The sequence below is a fragment of the Phormidium pseudopriestleyi FRX01 genome (assembly GCF_017313335.1).
GTDB classification, from domain to species: domain Bacteria; phylum Cyanobacteriota; class Cyanobacteriia; order Cyanobacteriales; family Laspinemataceae; genus Laspinema; species Laspinema pseudopriestleyi.
Map to the genome: position 1 here is coordinate 1 of NZ_JAFLQW010000042.1, position 16,029 is coordinate 16,029.

The following is a 16,029-nucleotide window of genomic DNA, read 5'->3' on the forward strand; positions in this document are numbered from 1 at the left end:
AAAGCGGCAGTTGGGATCGCGATCGATGACGACGACATCATATCCATTGTTATGTAGTTGCTCGATCGCCTTAATCCCAATGTCCCCCAGTCCACACACGATATAATGATGACGAGTGGGAATTTGCGGGGTATCCCAGAGTTGTCTAAATCGACTGCCTAGGATAAAATCATTCAGGAGAGCATAGCAAATCCCGATTGCACCGGCCCCGACGAGCATCATCATCGCGGTAAACAGTTTCAGCGGAATGGGAGACTGTTCAGCTACAGATTCATTCCCGCCAGCGCCGGTAATCATGCCCACTGAAAAATACAGAGAATCAACAAAAGAGGTATCGGTATTAACAAAAGTATAAGTAAAAGTTGCTGTTAAAATTGTTAATAAGAGCGCTAATAGGGCGAGAGTGGTGGCTTGATTTTGCTGTTGAAATCGTCGCCAATTGTTGAGGGATTCCTGTAATTTTCGCCCCCAGGAACGTCTGTTGCTGCGTTTATTCAGTTGGGTTGCCACAATCAGGCGATCGCCCACTTCCAATGTCTTTCCCGTCAGGACTGCCGAAACGAGGTCAATATGAGGATGATGGGGTAAATAGTAAATCAGCATCCGGCGTTGATCTTCCCATAATTCGGCTAACTTGCGCCCGTTCCAGGGATGACGCTCATCGATATATTCTTCATGAATCGGCCAACTTTCATTAAACAGAGTGAGTTGCCCGATCGCCCGACTTCCCATTGCAGCAAAGGCAAAAATTGGGGCAGCCAAGGTGGAGACGCTCATACTGGTATGCTGGGGTAACGTGCGATCCAGGCGATCGCCTAAACTGCCATTAAACAGCCGCGTAATAATCCGAATCTGGGGATTGAGTAGGCGCGCTTGCATCAGTATGGCTAAATTCAGCGCATCATCATCGGAGGCGATCGCGATCGCATCCGCATCTCGAATTCCAGCCGCGAGTAACGTCGCTGCCGATCGCGGATCTCCCATAATGATACCCGTTTCTTCTCCAGGAATTGGGCGTTCTCCCACTCCGACAACCGATGCCCCCTGTTGTCTTAACAAGCAAAAAATTTGATACCCCGTGCTACCCAGACAGCAAACGATGATTCGCGGTTTCATGATGACCCCAGTCTACAATCAGGATTCAGAAAGAATACAGCCAAATTAGCATCAATGTCACGGATGGTAATATTTTCAGTCCCTTGGGATCTAAAAAATGTAGCGAAGGACACCGCATCTCCTTTCCCCTGCAAAAAACTATCCCAGGGATGGATATCAGCGGCGATCGCCTCTGGGAAAGCCTGAGCAATTCCACTTAAAAGACCCGGTACGGTGGGTTTAACGCCGACAGTAACCGGCTAAAATTAAAGAGATTTTGTCTAAAATTTAGGCGAACCGATTTTTAAAACTCGTTCCTGAAAGCTGTTAAATGGACAATAATTTGGAGAGTTTATCGGAATGAAATTAGCGATAACCGGGGATATAAAGCCGAGATGGGATATCAGCGATCGCCTACCATTCATCCCAATTGGCGGCGATCGCCTTGCTGATTGTTCTTGTTCCTACCCAACTACTTCGCCACGGTTGCGGATAACCATTCCAGATCACCAAGTGTTTTGTACCATGCCAATAGCGCCGTAGCTGCACAAGAAAAAGCCTCACTTTCATCCCCCCAGCGGATTAAACTCGGTAGTTGTTTCAGCTTTTTCTCAGTCATCGTAGGTCTGCTGGGGTTCATTCACTACAATTTATATTAGCAGGAGTGGAAATCCGCGCGATCGCCACCACTCCCCCGACAGTTTCCCAGGGGGTGACTCTAGCCAACACAAGCTACACTTAAAAGAATCAGACCTGAGCATCTTTCTTTGGGGCTTCCCTGCCTCATTCTGATCCAGGACTGATGCACCTGATGGAGCATTTAGGAGTTTGTACCGGGCTTTAACCTGAGCACGAGTTGCACCTCCCCCCGAAGATTCCCTGGCCGTAATGATTGGATTTAAAACTGTTCTACGGAATCGACTCTCAACTCTAAACTTGAGAATAAATCAGAGGAAAATAATGGCTAATCAACAATTACGACGGACTGAAAATGTTAGCGGTGATTTCTATGTGGATACCACCTGCATTGATTGCGATACTTGCCGATGGATGGCTCCAGATATCTTTCACCGTAACCATGACCAATCGGCAGTTTATCACCAACCTCAAACCGAAACGGAACGATTGGAAGCGTTACAGGCCCTTTTAGCCTGTCCTACGGCTTCGATTGGGACCGTAGATAAACCCAAAGATATCAAAAAAGCCCAAGAGAGTTTTCCCCTGTTAATTGACCGTAATATTTATCATTGTGGGTATCATGCGGAGAGTTCTTTTGGAGCCGCGAGTTATTTAATTCAGAGACCCGAGGGAAATATTTTGGTAGATTCCCCCCGCTTTTCTCCCCCTTTAGTGCAAAAATTGGAATCAATGGGAGGGATTCGTTACCTTTATTTGACCCATCAGGATGATGTGGCGGATCATCAGAAATTTGCTGAACATTTCGGATGCGATCGCATCCTGCATCAAGATGAAATCAATCCCCGGACTCGGGATGTGGAAATTCAGCTTACCGGCTATGAGCCAATTGAGCTGGAATCTGATATGTTAATTATTCCCCTTCCCGGACATACTAAAGGCCATACGGTTTTGCTTTATCAAAACCAATTCTTATTTACGGGAGATTGTTTAGCTTGGTCCCATTTGCAGAATCAATTGATTGCCTTTCGCCGTGCCTGTTGGTATTCTTGGCCGGAATTAATTAAATCCCTGCACAAGTTAAAAAACTACTCCTTTGAGTGGGTTTTGCCCGGGCATCGTCGCCGCTATCATGCAGAAAATGCACAGCAAATGCAGGAGGAACTCCAACGCTGTCTAACTTGGATGGAAACCCAATGATAACCGGGACATTTCAGTTGTTTAGGACTGATGCGAAGAAACCGGGTTTCTGCGACGATCAGTGGAGTCAATGAGTTAGAAGTAGGGGAAAGTCATGAATTTCCCCTACATTAGATAGACTCTCTGAGCAACAGGGTGGCATTTTCAGCGGACAAAGGTTTAGAGAAAAAATAACCTTGTCCATCTTCAGAGCCCAGGGATTTGAGTTCGGCTAATTGTTCAGAGGTTTCAATCCCTTCTGCAGTTACATCCATTCCCAAACCGTGGGCTAAAGTTACGATCGCCTGAATGATTTCCAAATTTTTACCTTCAGTGCCGATCCGTTGCACAAATGATTTGTCAATCTTTAAGGTATCAATCGGAAATTGAGCTAAATGAGAGAGGGAAGAATAGCCGGTTCCAAAGTCATCTAAAGATAAATGAATTTTTCGTTCTTTAAGTTGCCAGAGGGTTTGACTGGCGGTTTGGGTATCTTCAATCAGGACACTTTCGGTAATTTCTAGCTTTAAGAAAGCCGGGTCGAGACCTGTTTCTTGGAGGATGCGATCAACGTCTTCGACTAAATCCGGTTGTAGAAATTGTTTGCCCGATAAATTGACGCTCATTTTTAAGACGCCGCTTTTACGGATAGCGGGAAATCGGGTTTGCCATTCCACGAGTTGTCGGCAAGCTTCTCGCAGGACTAAGATGCCTAATGGGACAATTGAACCCGTTTCTTCTGCCAGAGGAATGAATTCGCCAGGGGAAATAAAGCCTCGTTGAGGGTGATGCCAGCGCAGCAATGCTTCAAATCCGACTATTTTACCGTCGAATAAAGATACAATCGGTTGATAGGCGAGTTTGAGGGAGGTTTGAGTGAGGCTTTCGGCTTCATGGAGTTCTCGGCGCAAATCATTTTCTAACTGTAAGAGTTCAACAGCCCGGTCATGCATCGCCTTATCGAAGATAGCAGTTCGAGCTTTGCCAGTGCGTTTGGCGTGATACATGGCGATATCTGCGTTCCGGAGTAAATCGGCGCTGACTTCATGTTCGATGGAACTGAAGGCAATGCCAATGGTAACGGTAATAAAGACAGCGTGTCCTTCAAAGGTAAAAGGTGCTTTAAGTTGTTGGTGGATTTTGTCTGACAGGTCACTGGCCTGTTCGATGTTTTGGACATTTTCTAAGAGGATAACATAATGATCGCCCCCGATCCGAGAAATTGTATTTTGAGAATTCAGACACCGTTCTAAGCGGAAGGCGATCGCAATTAATAGCATATCCCCCACAGCATGACCTAAGCTATCATTAATTCGTTTAAAGCGGTCAATGTCGATAAACAAAACTCCTATTTGTTGCTCGCTTTGGAGATTTTTGCGGGCGCTGGCTTCCAGGAGTCGTTCCATTAAAAAGGCGCGGTTTGGCAGTCCAGTTAAGGGGTCGTAATAGGCTTGATGGATGAGTTCTTCTTCCGTCCGCTTGCGATCGCTGATGTCGGTTTGAACGCCAATATAGTGGGTAATTGCCCCCCGTTCGTTTTCAACCGGAGACAGACTCAGTTCATTCCAAAATAACGTCCCATCTTTGCGATAATTGCGTAAGGTGACTTTGCAACCTTGTCCGGTGCGAATGGCATTTCGCAATACTTGTAATGCCGGTTGATGGCGATCGCGTCCTTGCAGGAATCGGCAGTTGCGTCCCCTAGCCTCGGCGTAGGAATACCCAGTGATTTTTTCAAAACTGGGATTGACGTAAACCACGGCATTATCTTTGTTACACCCAGAGATGACAACGCCATTACTACTGGCGGCGATCGCTCTTTCAAAGAGTCGCAGGCGTTCTTCTTGTTCTTTGCGCTCAGTCACATCACGGGAATTGAGCACAAATCCCGCAATTCCCGGTTCCTCAAGCAAGTTGCTGCCAACCGACTCTAGGGTTATCCATTTCCCACTGGCATGAAGAAAGCGAAACTCGCTCTCAACAATCCCGCCTCGCTGTTCCAAGGCTTGGGTAAAAAGAGTATAAATCACCGCTTTGTCTTCGGGGTGAATGTAGTTTAACCCATTGTCACCGATTAAATCTTGGGGTTTATAGCCTAGAATTCTTTCCACCGATGGACTTTGATACCGAATCGTTCCATCTTCTTCTAAAATGGTAATAATATCCGATGAATTCTGGACTAAAGACCGAAAGCGTTTTTCACTTTTAGCCAGGGCTTCTACCGCATTTTTCTGTTCGGTAATATTAAAGGCACTGAGGCAAATTCCAATAATCTGATTTCTTTCATCAAAAATAGGTTGCCCGTTAATTTCAAACCAGTATTCAGTTCCGGTATTTCCCAAGATTTTCTGCTGGAGTTGGACTGGCATTCCTTGAAGGCAATGATAAAAACTTTGGTTGAAGAGTTTCAACCCATTGTTTGATACATATTGATAGGCAAAATCTCCGGGCTTAATTGTTTTATCCCATAAAATTTTAACGGCTTCCTGGGCCGTTTTATTAACATCTCTAATTTTATAATTGCGGTCAATTAAGACAATGGATTGAGCAGATGAATTGAAAATTGCCCTTAAATTGGCTTCGGATTCAATTAAGGCGGATTGAGTTTGCTTAGGTTCCGTCACGTCGGTCAGGGTTTCGATTAACCGCACGACTTGGCCGTTACGATCGCAGAGGACTTCTCCTTTACTGACAATCCAGCGGATAGAGTCCGTTTGACCATGCCGGATCCGGTATTCACTTTCGTAGTTGGTTTTAGCCGCGATCGCCTGGACAATTGTGCTTTGGACAAGGGGTCGGTCTTCCGGTTGAATTGTATTAATATAACTGCCAATGGTGGGGTTATAGCTGCCCTTTTTAACCCCTAAAATGGCGTGAACTTCATCAGACCAGGTAACATTTCCTGATTGCAAATCCCACTCCCAAACTCCCATTTTAGCCGCTTTAAACGCAGCCAGCAATCTCCCTTCACTCTGCTGTAATGCCCGTTGAGTCCGCTGGCGATCAAGTTCGGCGGCGGCCTGTCCCGCAAATATACTCAAGACCAATTGGGCGCGATGAACGTCGATTAACGGGCGATCGTCGAATCCACAGATTAACCCGATCGGCTTGCCATTCATATCCACCAATCGGACTCCCAAGTAGCTACAAGCTTCTAGCTTACCCAGGGGGTTGCCAGGAGACAGGTGCGACTTAAATTTATCCGCAATCCAGTCGGTTCCAGATTGCAGGACTTTGGCCCAAGGAGTCCCGGCGATCGGATATTCCAGTTCGCACAATTGCTCATTCCACCCCGAACCCCTGGGTTCGCCTCCCTCCCAGAATGCCCGAACTTTCACCACAGAAGCTTTGTTACCAACCACCTCCCCAATAAAGATGTAGCGCATCCCCAACAATGAACCAAGATAGCAAGCCAAAGCGGGAAAAAACTGCTCTCCCGTCACGGGGGCTTTTTCGTTGTCCAGGGATTGCAGGATGTTCTCGACTTCCTTGAACTCGGTAATGTCTTTGAAGGTTTTAAAGTAAAGGATCTCCCTTCCCACAGTCAATGCCTCGACGGACACACTCACCCATAAGGGGGTGCCATCGGCTTTCTTCGCCACCAGTTCATAGTTCTTGATGACCCCTTCAAGCTGGAGGGTATCGAGCAATGTTTTTCTTTCTGTTAAGTTATAATAAAAACAGTCTTGGTTGCGATTAATCGGCTCAGTGCCTCTAAAGCCGAATAGTTCCCGAAAGCAATCATTAACATAGACAATCTTGCCATCGTTTGAATTGGTCAAGGCGATCGGCACGGAAATCCGTTCGGCGATCGCCTCAAACAGACAGTTAGTCCCGCAAATCTCTAGGGATACGGGTAAATCACTCGAAATAGACCCATCCGGGTTGATGTAACTCAGGGGACCTTCCTCCTTGACCCGTTGGCGTTCTAACTTCTGCTTTTCCTGCTCTTCATTTATCCATTCTATCTCTTCGTTCTGTTCCATTAAGCTCATCCACACTCCTTCCCTCTCGTTGGGAAACTTCCTGGCTATCTCAATTTTAAAAATTATATGAACATTTTTTAATTAATCTTAATATTTTGTGGGCTTTTTGTAAAACCCTTTTGATTAAAATTCATTAAAGCCCATCGGCTCGGTAGACACAACTTGTGGCAATACTTAACAAAAAGGCCCGTTCCTCTAAATGTACATAAATCTTTACAGCCAGCACGACTTACCCATAAGCTTTTGGGATGTAACCCGCTAGGTAGGGGCCAAAGATAAAATGCCGTTACTTTCTCCAGTTTAGGGGAGGGGTCAGTCCTGAACTGGCAGAATGCGATCGCCCCAGATGCCCCTCAGAAAACCGACTCAGCAGTCGAAAGCTCACAGAAACGGCCAGAAACTGTCAACTCCTCCAGCAACAATCACTCATCCTGTCAAAGTGCCTACTGAATCTAACCCATTCCTACACTAAAATTAGCGATACCGTTAGAGGAGACACCTGCAATGCTAGAATCATACCGTCAACAGGCAGCATCTAGGACCAGTCAAGGCATTCCGCCCCTGCCCTTAGATGCCCAGCAAACCGCAGAACTCTGTGAACTGCTGAAAAATCCCCCAAGCGCAGAAGAAGAAACCCTCCTGCACCTGCTGCGCGATCGCATCCCCCCGGGAGTAGATCAGGCGGCATACGTCAAAGCCGCCTTCCTCACCGGCATTGCCAAAGGCGAAGTCACCTCTCCCTTGATTTCCCCCTTGGAAGCCATCAAACTCCTCGGCACCATGTTGGGTGGCTACAATGTCCAATCCTTAATCGATTTGCTGCAATCCGGCGACAACACGATCGCCCAAGCTGCCGCTGATGCCCTCAAGAAAACCCTGCTGGTGTTTGACGCCATGCATGATGTCCTGGAGTTGTCCGAAACCAACCCCTATGCTCGTCAGGCGATCGACTCCTGGGCAAATGCCGAATGGTTTACCTCTCGCCCTCAAGTCCCCGAAAGCATCACCGTCACCGTCTTTAAAGTCCCCGGGGAAACCAACACCGATGACTTGTCCCCCGCCGCTGAAGCCACCACTCGCCCGGACATTCCCCTGCACGCCCAAGCGATGTTACAATCCCGCATGGCCGGGGCGCTAGAAACCTTAGCCGAAATCAAGGGCAAAGGGCATCCCATCGCCTATGTTGGGGATGTGGTGGGGACCGGGTCCTCCCGTAAATCTGCCATTAACTCCGTGCTCTGGCATATTGGCAACGATATCCCCTGTGTCCCGAATAAACGCGCAGGGGGCTATATCCTCGGCAGTGCGATCGCCCCGATCTTCTTCAACACCGCCGAAGACTCCGGTGCACTACCCATCGAGTGCGACGTCACCGCCCTCGAAACCGGCATGGTAATTACCATCCATCCCTACAAAGGACAAATCACCAACGAAGCGGCACAGGTGATTTCCACCTTCACCCTCAAACCCAACACCATCCTGGATGAAGTGCGCGCCGGAGGACGAATTCCCCTGATTGTCGGGCGATCGCTCACTGACAAAACCCGTAAGGCGATCGGACTCGACATCAGCCCCATCTTCACCCGTCCCTCCATCCCCACCGACACCGGCAAAGGCTTCACCCTCGCCCAAAAAATGGTCGGACAAGCCTGCGGCGTCCCCGGCGTCCGTCCCGACACCGCCTGCGAACCCCTAATAACCACCGTAGGTTCCCAGGATACCACCGGACCCATGACCCGCGACGAACTCAAAGAACTCGCCTGCCTCGGCTTTTCCGCCGATTTAGTCATGCAGAGTTTTTGTCATACCGCCGCCTATCCCAAACCCGTGGATATCACCACTCACAAAGAACTCCCCGACTTCTTTTCCACCCGAGGCGGCGTCGCATTACGTCCCGGAGACGGCATCATCCACTCCTGGCTCAACCGAATGCTATTACCCGATACCGTTGGCACCGGCGGCGACTCTCACACCCGTTTCCCCCTGGGAATCTCCTTCCCCGCCGGTTCCGGCTTAGTTGCCTTTGCCTCGGCCCTAGGGGTCATGCCCTTAGATATGCCTGAATCCGTCCGAGTGCGGTTTAAAGGGGAATTGCAACCCGGTGTCACCCTGCGCGATATCGTCAATGCCATTCCTTATGTTGCCATCCAAAAAGGATTGCTCACCGTCGAGAAACAGAACAAAAAGAATGTTTTCTCTGGGCGGATTATGGAAATGGAAGGCTTACCCAATTTGAAAGTCGAACAAGCCTTTGAACTTACCGACGCCACTGCCGAACGCTCCTGTGCTGGGTCTACTATTAAACTGAGTGAGGAAACTGTCGCCGAATACCTGCGATCGAACGTCACCCTGTTAAAAAATATGGCTGCCCGAGGCTATCAAGACCCTCGCACCATCTTGCGTCGGGTCGCCAAAATGGATCAATGGTTAGAGAATCCACAACTCATGTCTGCTGATGCGGATGCCGAGTATGTGGAAACCCTAGAAATCGACTTGAACGAGATTAAGGAACCGATTGTTGCTGCACCCAATGACCCGGACAACATTAAATTAATGTCCGAATGTGCTGGAGATAAAATCGATGAAGTTTTCATCGGGTCCTGCATGACCAATATCGGCCATTATCGTGCTGCTGCCAAGGTATTAGAAGGGGCGGGATTAGTCAAGGTTCGCCTGTGGATTTGTCCTCCCACCCGCATGGACGAAGAACAGTTAAAAGCTGAAGGCATTTACGAGATTTTCGAGGCAGCCAATGCCCGGACTGAGATGCCCGGTTGTAGCCTTTGTATGGGCAATCAAGCCCGAGTTGAGGATGGAGCAACGGTGTTTTCTACCTCGACGCGCAATTTCAATAATCGCATGGGCAAAGATGCGCGAGTGTATCTCGGTTCAGCGGAATTAGCAGCCGTTTGTGCCTTACTCGGACGGATTCCCACGGTGGAAGAATACCAGGAAATTGTGGCTAAGAAAATTAATCCGTTTGCTGATGATTTGTATCGGTATTTGAACTTCGACCAAATTCAAGGATTTGAGGATGAAGGTCGAGTGATTCCGTTGGAAGATTTGCCCAAAATTGAGGATATTTTGGGAATGCCTGTCGGCGCGGGTAAATAGTTACTAACTTTTAGGGACACGGCACTGCCGTGTCCTTTTCTTTGGCCGGGGTATTTTGAGAGTTGGGCAGTTTGTCCAAAATCGCTTGAAGCATTACGAATTGTAAAAAATTGAGGAAAGTGGGACGATCAATTTTATAATCAGTTTTAACCCTCCAAATGAATGAGGGAGAATAACCTGATTCATGCAAACTGAGGCGATCGCGAATCGTGAATGAAGCAAAATGAAGCCACAAATAATAAATGCTTCTACTCTGCCAATGGGACAGAGATGGTCTTGGAGGAAATTGAGTGATTTATGTCATGAAGATAGAAATATTGTAGGTCCAGAGTCGGAACGGGCTAAACAGTTACCCTATTTAAGTTTAGAACACATAGAAAGCAATACGGGTCGTCTCTTGAAGGATCCCTCAGAGTTAGCAGTGGATGAAGGGCAAAGTACAAGCTTTGCCTTTGATACCCGACATATTCTTTATGGAAAGTTACGCCCCTATCTCAATAAAGTTGCATTACCCACATTTTCTGGGCGCTGTACCACAGAATTCATCCCATTATTGCCTCGTTCCAATGTCTCCCGACGTTATTTAGGATGGTTGTTTCGGCGTCCAGACACCGTTGCCTTTGCGATGGAAGGAAAAACCGGTTCAAGAATGCCCCGTGCCAATATTAAAGAACTGTTAACCCTCCCAGTGCCAATTCCCCAAGATATTGAAACCCAAGAACAATTAGCCGATGAAATCGACGCGGAAATGATGAAAATCAAAAAAGCGAAAGAAGCACTGCAGGAACAACTGGCTTTAGTCGAAGAATTATCCCAAAGGATTTTGATGGATTTTCCGCTACAATTTTTGGCATTTGAAGGAGATTCATGACGACCGCAAAAATCAAAAAACTGGGCAAAAAAATTGCCAGTAATCAGGCCAGTTTAGATGAAATCACTCTGTTTGTTAGCCTATTAATGCAAGCGGCGGTGCAGGAAGTTAATGATAGTTTTTCTCCTAGGCAGTTAGTCAAACGCGATCGCCTAACCGAGCCTCTCCCCTTAGAAAAGCGGCAACTCTCATCGTATAGAACTCGGTTGGGAATGATTCTGGAATATGCAGTGAGTGCGACAATGGACTGGCTGATTCATCAAGCTTTTGAGGATGATTTGCGCCTAACCTTTGAGGTAGCACATAAGTATCCGGATTTTTTAATGCGCGATCGCTGCTTACAACCTTCAGTCCGAATTGAAATGAAAGCAGTCGATGCAGATTCGGATGAACAGTCTGCTCGATTTGAAGTTTTAAATAGTCTAATTAAAGGGGAAAAAGATGTTGTCATTCTCATCGGATGGGAGTGGTTTAAGAACAAGCTAGAAAATGGAACGCTCTGCGAATATCCCAGCATTTTTTCGTTTGTTGTTGTCCCAGCATCGGAATTGGCCCGCGAAAGGGATGAGAGCGTTAAATTACGAGGAGGTCGAGTAGAAATCGACAGGATATTGGTTCCGAAAAAGGGATGGCCCGGGGAGCTAAAACAAGATGAAGGCAATGCTGGAAAAATTCTGAGATTGGTACATAGTACGCGAAAAAAAGAACCCTTTAAGCTCTCCCAGTATATTCAACGTTATCTTCAATTTACTGATATCGTTGAATCCAGAAGAAAGCAAAATTTAAAAAATCAAAGGGAAGAATGAGGAATCTGGATAAAATTGGTAAAAATCCGCAGGATAGCAAGGGGAAGATTTTTAAAACACCCCAGGCACTCAATGCTGCTATTAAAAACATTTGTAACATCATGCGACGCTCCAATTGTGCCGGTGCGATGCAATATATTCCAGAATTGACATGGATTCTGTTCCTACGCATTTTCGATGAACAAGAAACCCATGAGGCGCAGCAAATTAAGGCGACAGGAAAACCCTACCCCTTTTCGATTCCCTCGCCGTACCGCTGGCAAGATTGGGGGAATCCGACTGGATCAAAGCGGTTGGAATTACAGCTAAGTTCGGTCGGAGCTTTTTTTAGGTTTGTTAATGAAGAGTTAATTCCCTATCTCAAAGCGCTTAAAAACCAACCCGATGTGACATCACGGCAGCGGGTGATTAGCCAGATTGTATCGAGTATCGATACAGTGAAGATTGATACGGAAGAGAATTTGATAGAAATTCTTGATAAAGTCCATGAGATTCGTTATGAAAATGTAGATAAAACGCATATTTTTCCCATTTCCCAGGTCTATGAAGGACTGCTGCTCAAAATGGGAGAAAAGTCAAACGACGGGGGGCAATTTTTTACGCCGCGTGAAATTGTGCGGGCGATGGTGAGGGCGACCCAACCCCAAAATGGTGAAACGGTTTACGACCCCTCCTGTGGGACCGGGGGTTTTCTAGCTGAATCCTACGCCTTTATCTGTCAAAATCGGGACAGACATCTGCATCAAGACTTGGAACCGATAAAAAACACCTTTTATGGACGAGAAAAAGAGAATTTGATTTATCCGATCGCCTTGGCAAATTTGGTCCTTCATGGACTGGATGAACCCCATTTATGGCATGGCAATACCCTGACGAGACAAGGGATTTATGAGGATTTATTTCAAGATGCGCCCCATCGCTTTGATATTATCTTAACGAATCCCCCATTTGGAGGGAAAGAAGGGAAAGAGGTTCAGAGTCGTTTTGCATTCAAAACCAGTTCAACCCAGGTCCTTTTCTTGCAAGATATCCTGAACAGTCTTAAACCCGGTGGACGCTGTGGAATTGTCCTGGATGAAGGGGTTCTGTTTCGGACGAGTGAGGCAGCATTTCTCCAAACCAAGCAACGGTTGCTCCAAGAATGTGATCTTTGGTGTATTGTTAGTTTACCTGAAGGGGTGTTTGCAAATGCTGGCACGACTTTGAAAACGAATTTGCTGTTTTTTACAAAAGGTAAACCCACAGAGCAAATCTGGTACTATGATCTGTCTTATTTGAAAGTGAGTAAGAAAAATTTATTAAGTCTTGAGGATTTTGAAGATTTTTTCAAGCGGTTACCGACAAAAAGTATTGGTTCTCATAGTTGGACCATTTCTCGGGAAGAAATAGAGGCCAAAAATTTTGACCTCAAAGCCGTTAATCCTCATCAGGAAGTGACACCAAAAGTTCGGAGTCGAGAAGAACTATTAGCACTATTGAAAGTTAAGAATAGGGATTTATCTGAGCTTTTGCAAGATTTCAAAAGACTCATGTGTTAAAATTTGTTTTTTTTTAATCGTACTTTCGACATTCTCATCTGTCACAGGCTGTCAAAAGCAAATTATGCAGAGTGAGTTAGTTAGTTGCAGGGCGTTTGAATGAAATTCCCAGGAAGTGAGCCGATCGCCCAAGGTTGGCGACTCCTCTTTTACCTCCCATTCCGATTACGCCCAGTCTGAGGAAAAGACCCCCTGGAACTCTACCCCTCTGGTTTAACTGGGATAGGTTTGGTAAACTGTATAAAATTTAACAGCGAAAAAGATGTTTTTGCGATCGCCACTGAAGCGCCTGAGACTGGAGTGCAAACATTGCCGCAGGATGATCAAATCTGGATCTGAGCGAGGGGTCAATCTCGGTCCTCCAGAAAAAAGTTCCGATTGTCCTGATAGCGATCGCAAACTGTCTTCAGGTGCTCATTATTACTCTCTCCCGATCCCCTTAATTCTAGTTCCCACCTCTGAGCAATCCCCTCTGAATTCATTAACAACAGAGCAAAAAACCGATGCGGACCGTCCCCCCTCTGTTGCTGACTGAGGAAGGAAAATCGCCGGTTAGACAGTTACCTGATTAGGGCCTCAGACCTCTAGCTCCTTCTACATCAGCACCAAATAGATTCACCTCATTGAGATTCGCACCTTGGAAATTGGCCCGCCTCAAATCCGCACCATAAAAATTGGCATTACTCAGATCAGCCGCGTTGAGGTTGGCATCTAAAAGTACGCTCCCGAGCAGATTTGCGGTACTTAAATTGGCTGCATTGAGATTCGCCTCAGACAGATTAGCCAGTTGAAAATTAGCACCTGTCATGTCGGCACCATTCAAGTTGGCGGTACTCAGGTTCGCACCACTGAGGTTTGCACCAATCAAGTTGGCATCAGTTAACACCGCACCCTGTAAGTCAATGCCACTCAAATCCGCACCATTGAGATTACACCTGGGACAGACTTTGGTCATTCGCAACTGTTGGAGGTCGGTCGCATTCGGTTCTGCTCCCACTGGAATCGCTACGGATACGGAAGTCAGTAGCATGACGGTCATGGCAATTACTTCTTTCATAGCACTCCCGCTATTGATCACGGTATGGCCGTCGATAACCCGTTCGTTATTTAGCATACACAACCTGGTGAATTTGGGTTGAAAAAGATCCATAAATACAATGGCCCTCAATTATCCACGATCCTCGATAGCTCAGGTCATTATGTATCCTCCAACTCCATTTTTAAATCTTTTTTGTTGATGGCTCAAGGTGACTATCGTTCGAGAGTTTGACCGGGATCATCTGACCCATTGAGGGTTAGGGGATCGTTGCCATCCCCTTGAGGATCGCGGTTTTGAGAGGCCGATCGCCGATGGCAGGGATAGCCTCAGCTTGGCGATCGCACCCCAGTGGTATGGAATGTTGCCGTGGAATTCCTTCCAAAGGGCAGATCGGGTGAAAGATGCCATTCACGCACTTGAGCGATGGAGTAGACTGCCTCGATCCGACTGATTCCAAAGGAATTGTCGAGGGCTGTAATCTCAAGAGCATTCTCTCTACTCACCCAACTGGCCAGAGTTCCCCAACTTTCCGGAAATCATATCACTGAAACTCTTGTGCATTCCCTACATTTAGTCATAAGTTGAATCGGCTTGCCCTATGCCTATAGATGGAAAAAATATAGCAGTCCTAAATGATTTATGACATATATAGATCCCCTCTCCCCCTTTGGGAGAGGCCTGTCCTGAGCTCTGAACCCTGAGCCCTGAGCCCTGAGCCCTGAGCGGGTCGAAGCCTGTCCTGAGCCCTGAGCCAGTCGAAGGGTCGAAGGGGGTCGAAGGGTCGAAGGGTCGAAGGGTCGAAGGGTCGAAGGGGGTTGGGGGTGAGGGCATTCCACAACGGATTTAGGATTGCTATAGAAAAATTTTAGCAATGGGTAACTCTAGTGAGTTTTGCCGGAATTGTCCAATTCTTCAACCCACAGGGAGCATCCTGCATCCTACTCCAATAAGGGAGCATCCTGCTCCCTGTGGTGAATTCTCTTGTCATCATGATTGAGACTGGCTGAGTATATACCGAACTCCCTGGATTCAATTCAGGCAGTAGGGGGCCCACTGGAGGGAGAAAACGGTCAAGGGTGAATCCCCAGCAAGTCAAAAAAGCCATCATCAAGTTCGTAACCGAGCATTTGAGACAGAGAAATTAGCTTAGACTTACTGGGTACGCCATGTTCCTGCAACAGCTTGGCGAGGGTAAAAATTTTGTTCATCAAAAAAATTTCCAACGCTTCGGGGTTGTATTGAATGCCCTCGGTGCGATGAAATTCGTGAGGGACCAACATCGCTACATAGCGGGCGAATTCGCCGGATTGGCGATCGAGTACCAAAGGCAACCAGGGATAGGTTGCATCTAATCGGATAAACCATAGACGGATCTCGGGAATTTCCGAGAGTTCGCGGGGGTCCGAGGGGTCCCGGGGATAATCGATTTCAAACTGCCAGGACAGATCCGGGTCAGTGAAGGGTTGATCCGGGGATAATTTAGCGATCGCCCCTTGGACGGGGGATAGGTCCAAATTGAGCAAACACTCGGAATTGAGGGCGATGATAATTGTCATGAAACCAGGGGCAGAAGGTAGAACTAAAATCGGAAAAGTTTAATGCAGGCGGTAAATCAGTAACCTATTCTACTGTATCAGGATAGGGCGGAGGGGTTACAGATGGAGGAGGATTCACAGATGGTTCGATTCACATCGTCCACAACCTCCGAAAACTGAAGCTAGACTGTGGCAGACCTTGGTGAGCTCCGTGGGCGATCGCCCACGGA

General features: G+C 47.1%; 12 protein-coding genes. 6 read left to right on the forward strand and 6 right to left on the reverse strand.

Going from position 1 to position 16,029, the window contains the following annotated elements:
- Positions 1–1,116: NAD-binding protein (locus J0895_RS01580; RefSeq protein WP_207086394.1), on the reverse strand; the 1,116-nt coding region annotated here is incomplete at its 3' end.
- A gap of 339 nt (positions 1,117–1,455) precedes the next feature.
- Between J0895_RS01580 and J0895_RS01585 the strand changes: the two genes are divergently transcribed.
- Both J0895_RS01585 and J0895_RS01590 read left to right on the forward strand, forming a co-directional pair.
- A complete protein-coding gene (locus tag J0895_RS01585; RefSeq protein ID WP_207086395.1) occupies positions 1,456–1,638 on the forward strand; it encodes a hypothetical protein in 183 nt (60 codons plus the stop codon).
- Between the two features lie 417 nt (positions 1,639–2,055).
- Positions 2,056–2,931 carry an MBL fold metallo-hydrolase gene (locus J0895_RS01590; protein ID WP_207086396.1) on the forward strand — a complete coding sequence of 292 codons (876 nt, stop codon included), beginning with the start codon at positions 2,056–2,058 and terminating at the stop codon, positions 2,929–2,931.
- A gap of 110 nt (positions 2,932–3,041) precedes the next feature.
- On the opposite strand, the gene J0895_RS01595 is transcribed toward J0895_RS01590, so the two are convergent.
- On the reverse strand, positions 3,042–6,905 hold the full coding sequence (locus tag J0895_RS01595; protein WP_207086397.1) for a PAS domain S-box protein: 3,864 nt from the start codon (positions 6,903–6,905) through the stop codon (positions 3,042–3,044).
- A gap of 495 nt (positions 6,906–7,400) precedes the next feature.
- Here J0895_RS01595 and acnB point away from each other — a divergent pair, with 495 nt between their 5' ends.
- From acnB to J0895_RS01615, 4 genes are all read left to right on the forward strand, one after another.
- A complete protein-coding gene (acnB, locus tag J0895_RS01600) occupies positions 7,401–10,010 on the forward strand; it encodes a bifunctional aconitate hydratase 2/2-methylisocitrate dehydratase (RefSeq protein WP_207086398.1) in 2,610 nt (869 codons plus the stop codon).
- Between the two features lie 223 nt (positions 10,011–10,233).
- Positions 10,234–10,881 carry a restriction endonuclease subunit S gene (locus tag J0895_RS01605; RefSeq protein WP_207086399.1) on the forward strand — a complete coding sequence of 216 codons (648 nt, stop codon included), beginning with the start codon at positions 10,234–10,236 and terminating at the stop codon, positions 10,879–10,881.
- A complete protein-coding gene (locus J0895_RS01610; protein WP_207086400.1) occupies positions 10,878–11,687 on the forward strand; it encodes a hypothetical protein in 810 nt (269 codons plus the stop codon). Before J0895_RS01605 ends, J0895_RS01610 begins: the two co-directional genes overlap by 4 nt.
- Positions 11,684–13,225 carry a class I SAM-dependent DNA methyltransferase gene (locus J0895_RS01615; protein ID WP_277989770.1) on the forward strand — a complete coding sequence of 514 codons (1,542 nt, stop codon included), beginning with the start codon at positions 11,684–11,686 and terminating at the stop codon, positions 13,223–13,225. The genes J0895_RS01610 and J0895_RS01615 overlap by 4 nt, the downstream gene beginning before the upstream one ends.
- A gap of 213 nt (positions 13,226–13,438) precedes the next feature.
- Here the strand turns inward: J0895_RS01615 and J0895_RS01620 are convergent, their stop codons facing one another.
- From J0895_RS01620 to J0895_RS01635, 4 genes are all read right to left on the reverse strand, one after another.
- Complete coding sequence (locus J0895_RS01620) at positions 13,439–13,576, reverse strand: hypothetical protein (protein WP_207086402.1); 138 nt, start codon at positions 13,574–13,576, stop codon at positions 13,439–13,441.
- A 217-nt stretch (positions 13,577–13,793) separates the two neighbouring features.
- On the reverse strand, positions 13,794–14,339 hold the full coding sequence (locus J0895_RS01625) for a pentapeptide repeat-containing protein (protein ID WP_242540977.1): 546 nt from the start codon (positions 14,337–14,339) through the stop codon (positions 13,794–13,796).
- A gap of 181 nt (positions 14,340–14,520) precedes the next feature.
- Positions 14,521–14,754, reverse strand: a complete 234-nt coding sequence (locus J0895_RS01630) for a hypothetical protein (RefSeq protein WP_207086403.1) — start codon at positions 14,752–14,754, stop codon at positions 14,521–14,523.
- Between the two features lie 580 nt (positions 14,755–15,334).
- Positions 15,335–15,820 carry a CRR6 family NdhI maturation factor gene (locus tag J0895_RS01635; RefSeq protein WP_207086404.1) on the reverse strand — a complete coding sequence of 162 codons (486 nt, stop codon included), beginning with the start codon at positions 15,818–15,820 and terminating at the stop codon, positions 15,335–15,337.
- Positions 15,821–16,029: the final 209 nt, after the last annotated feature.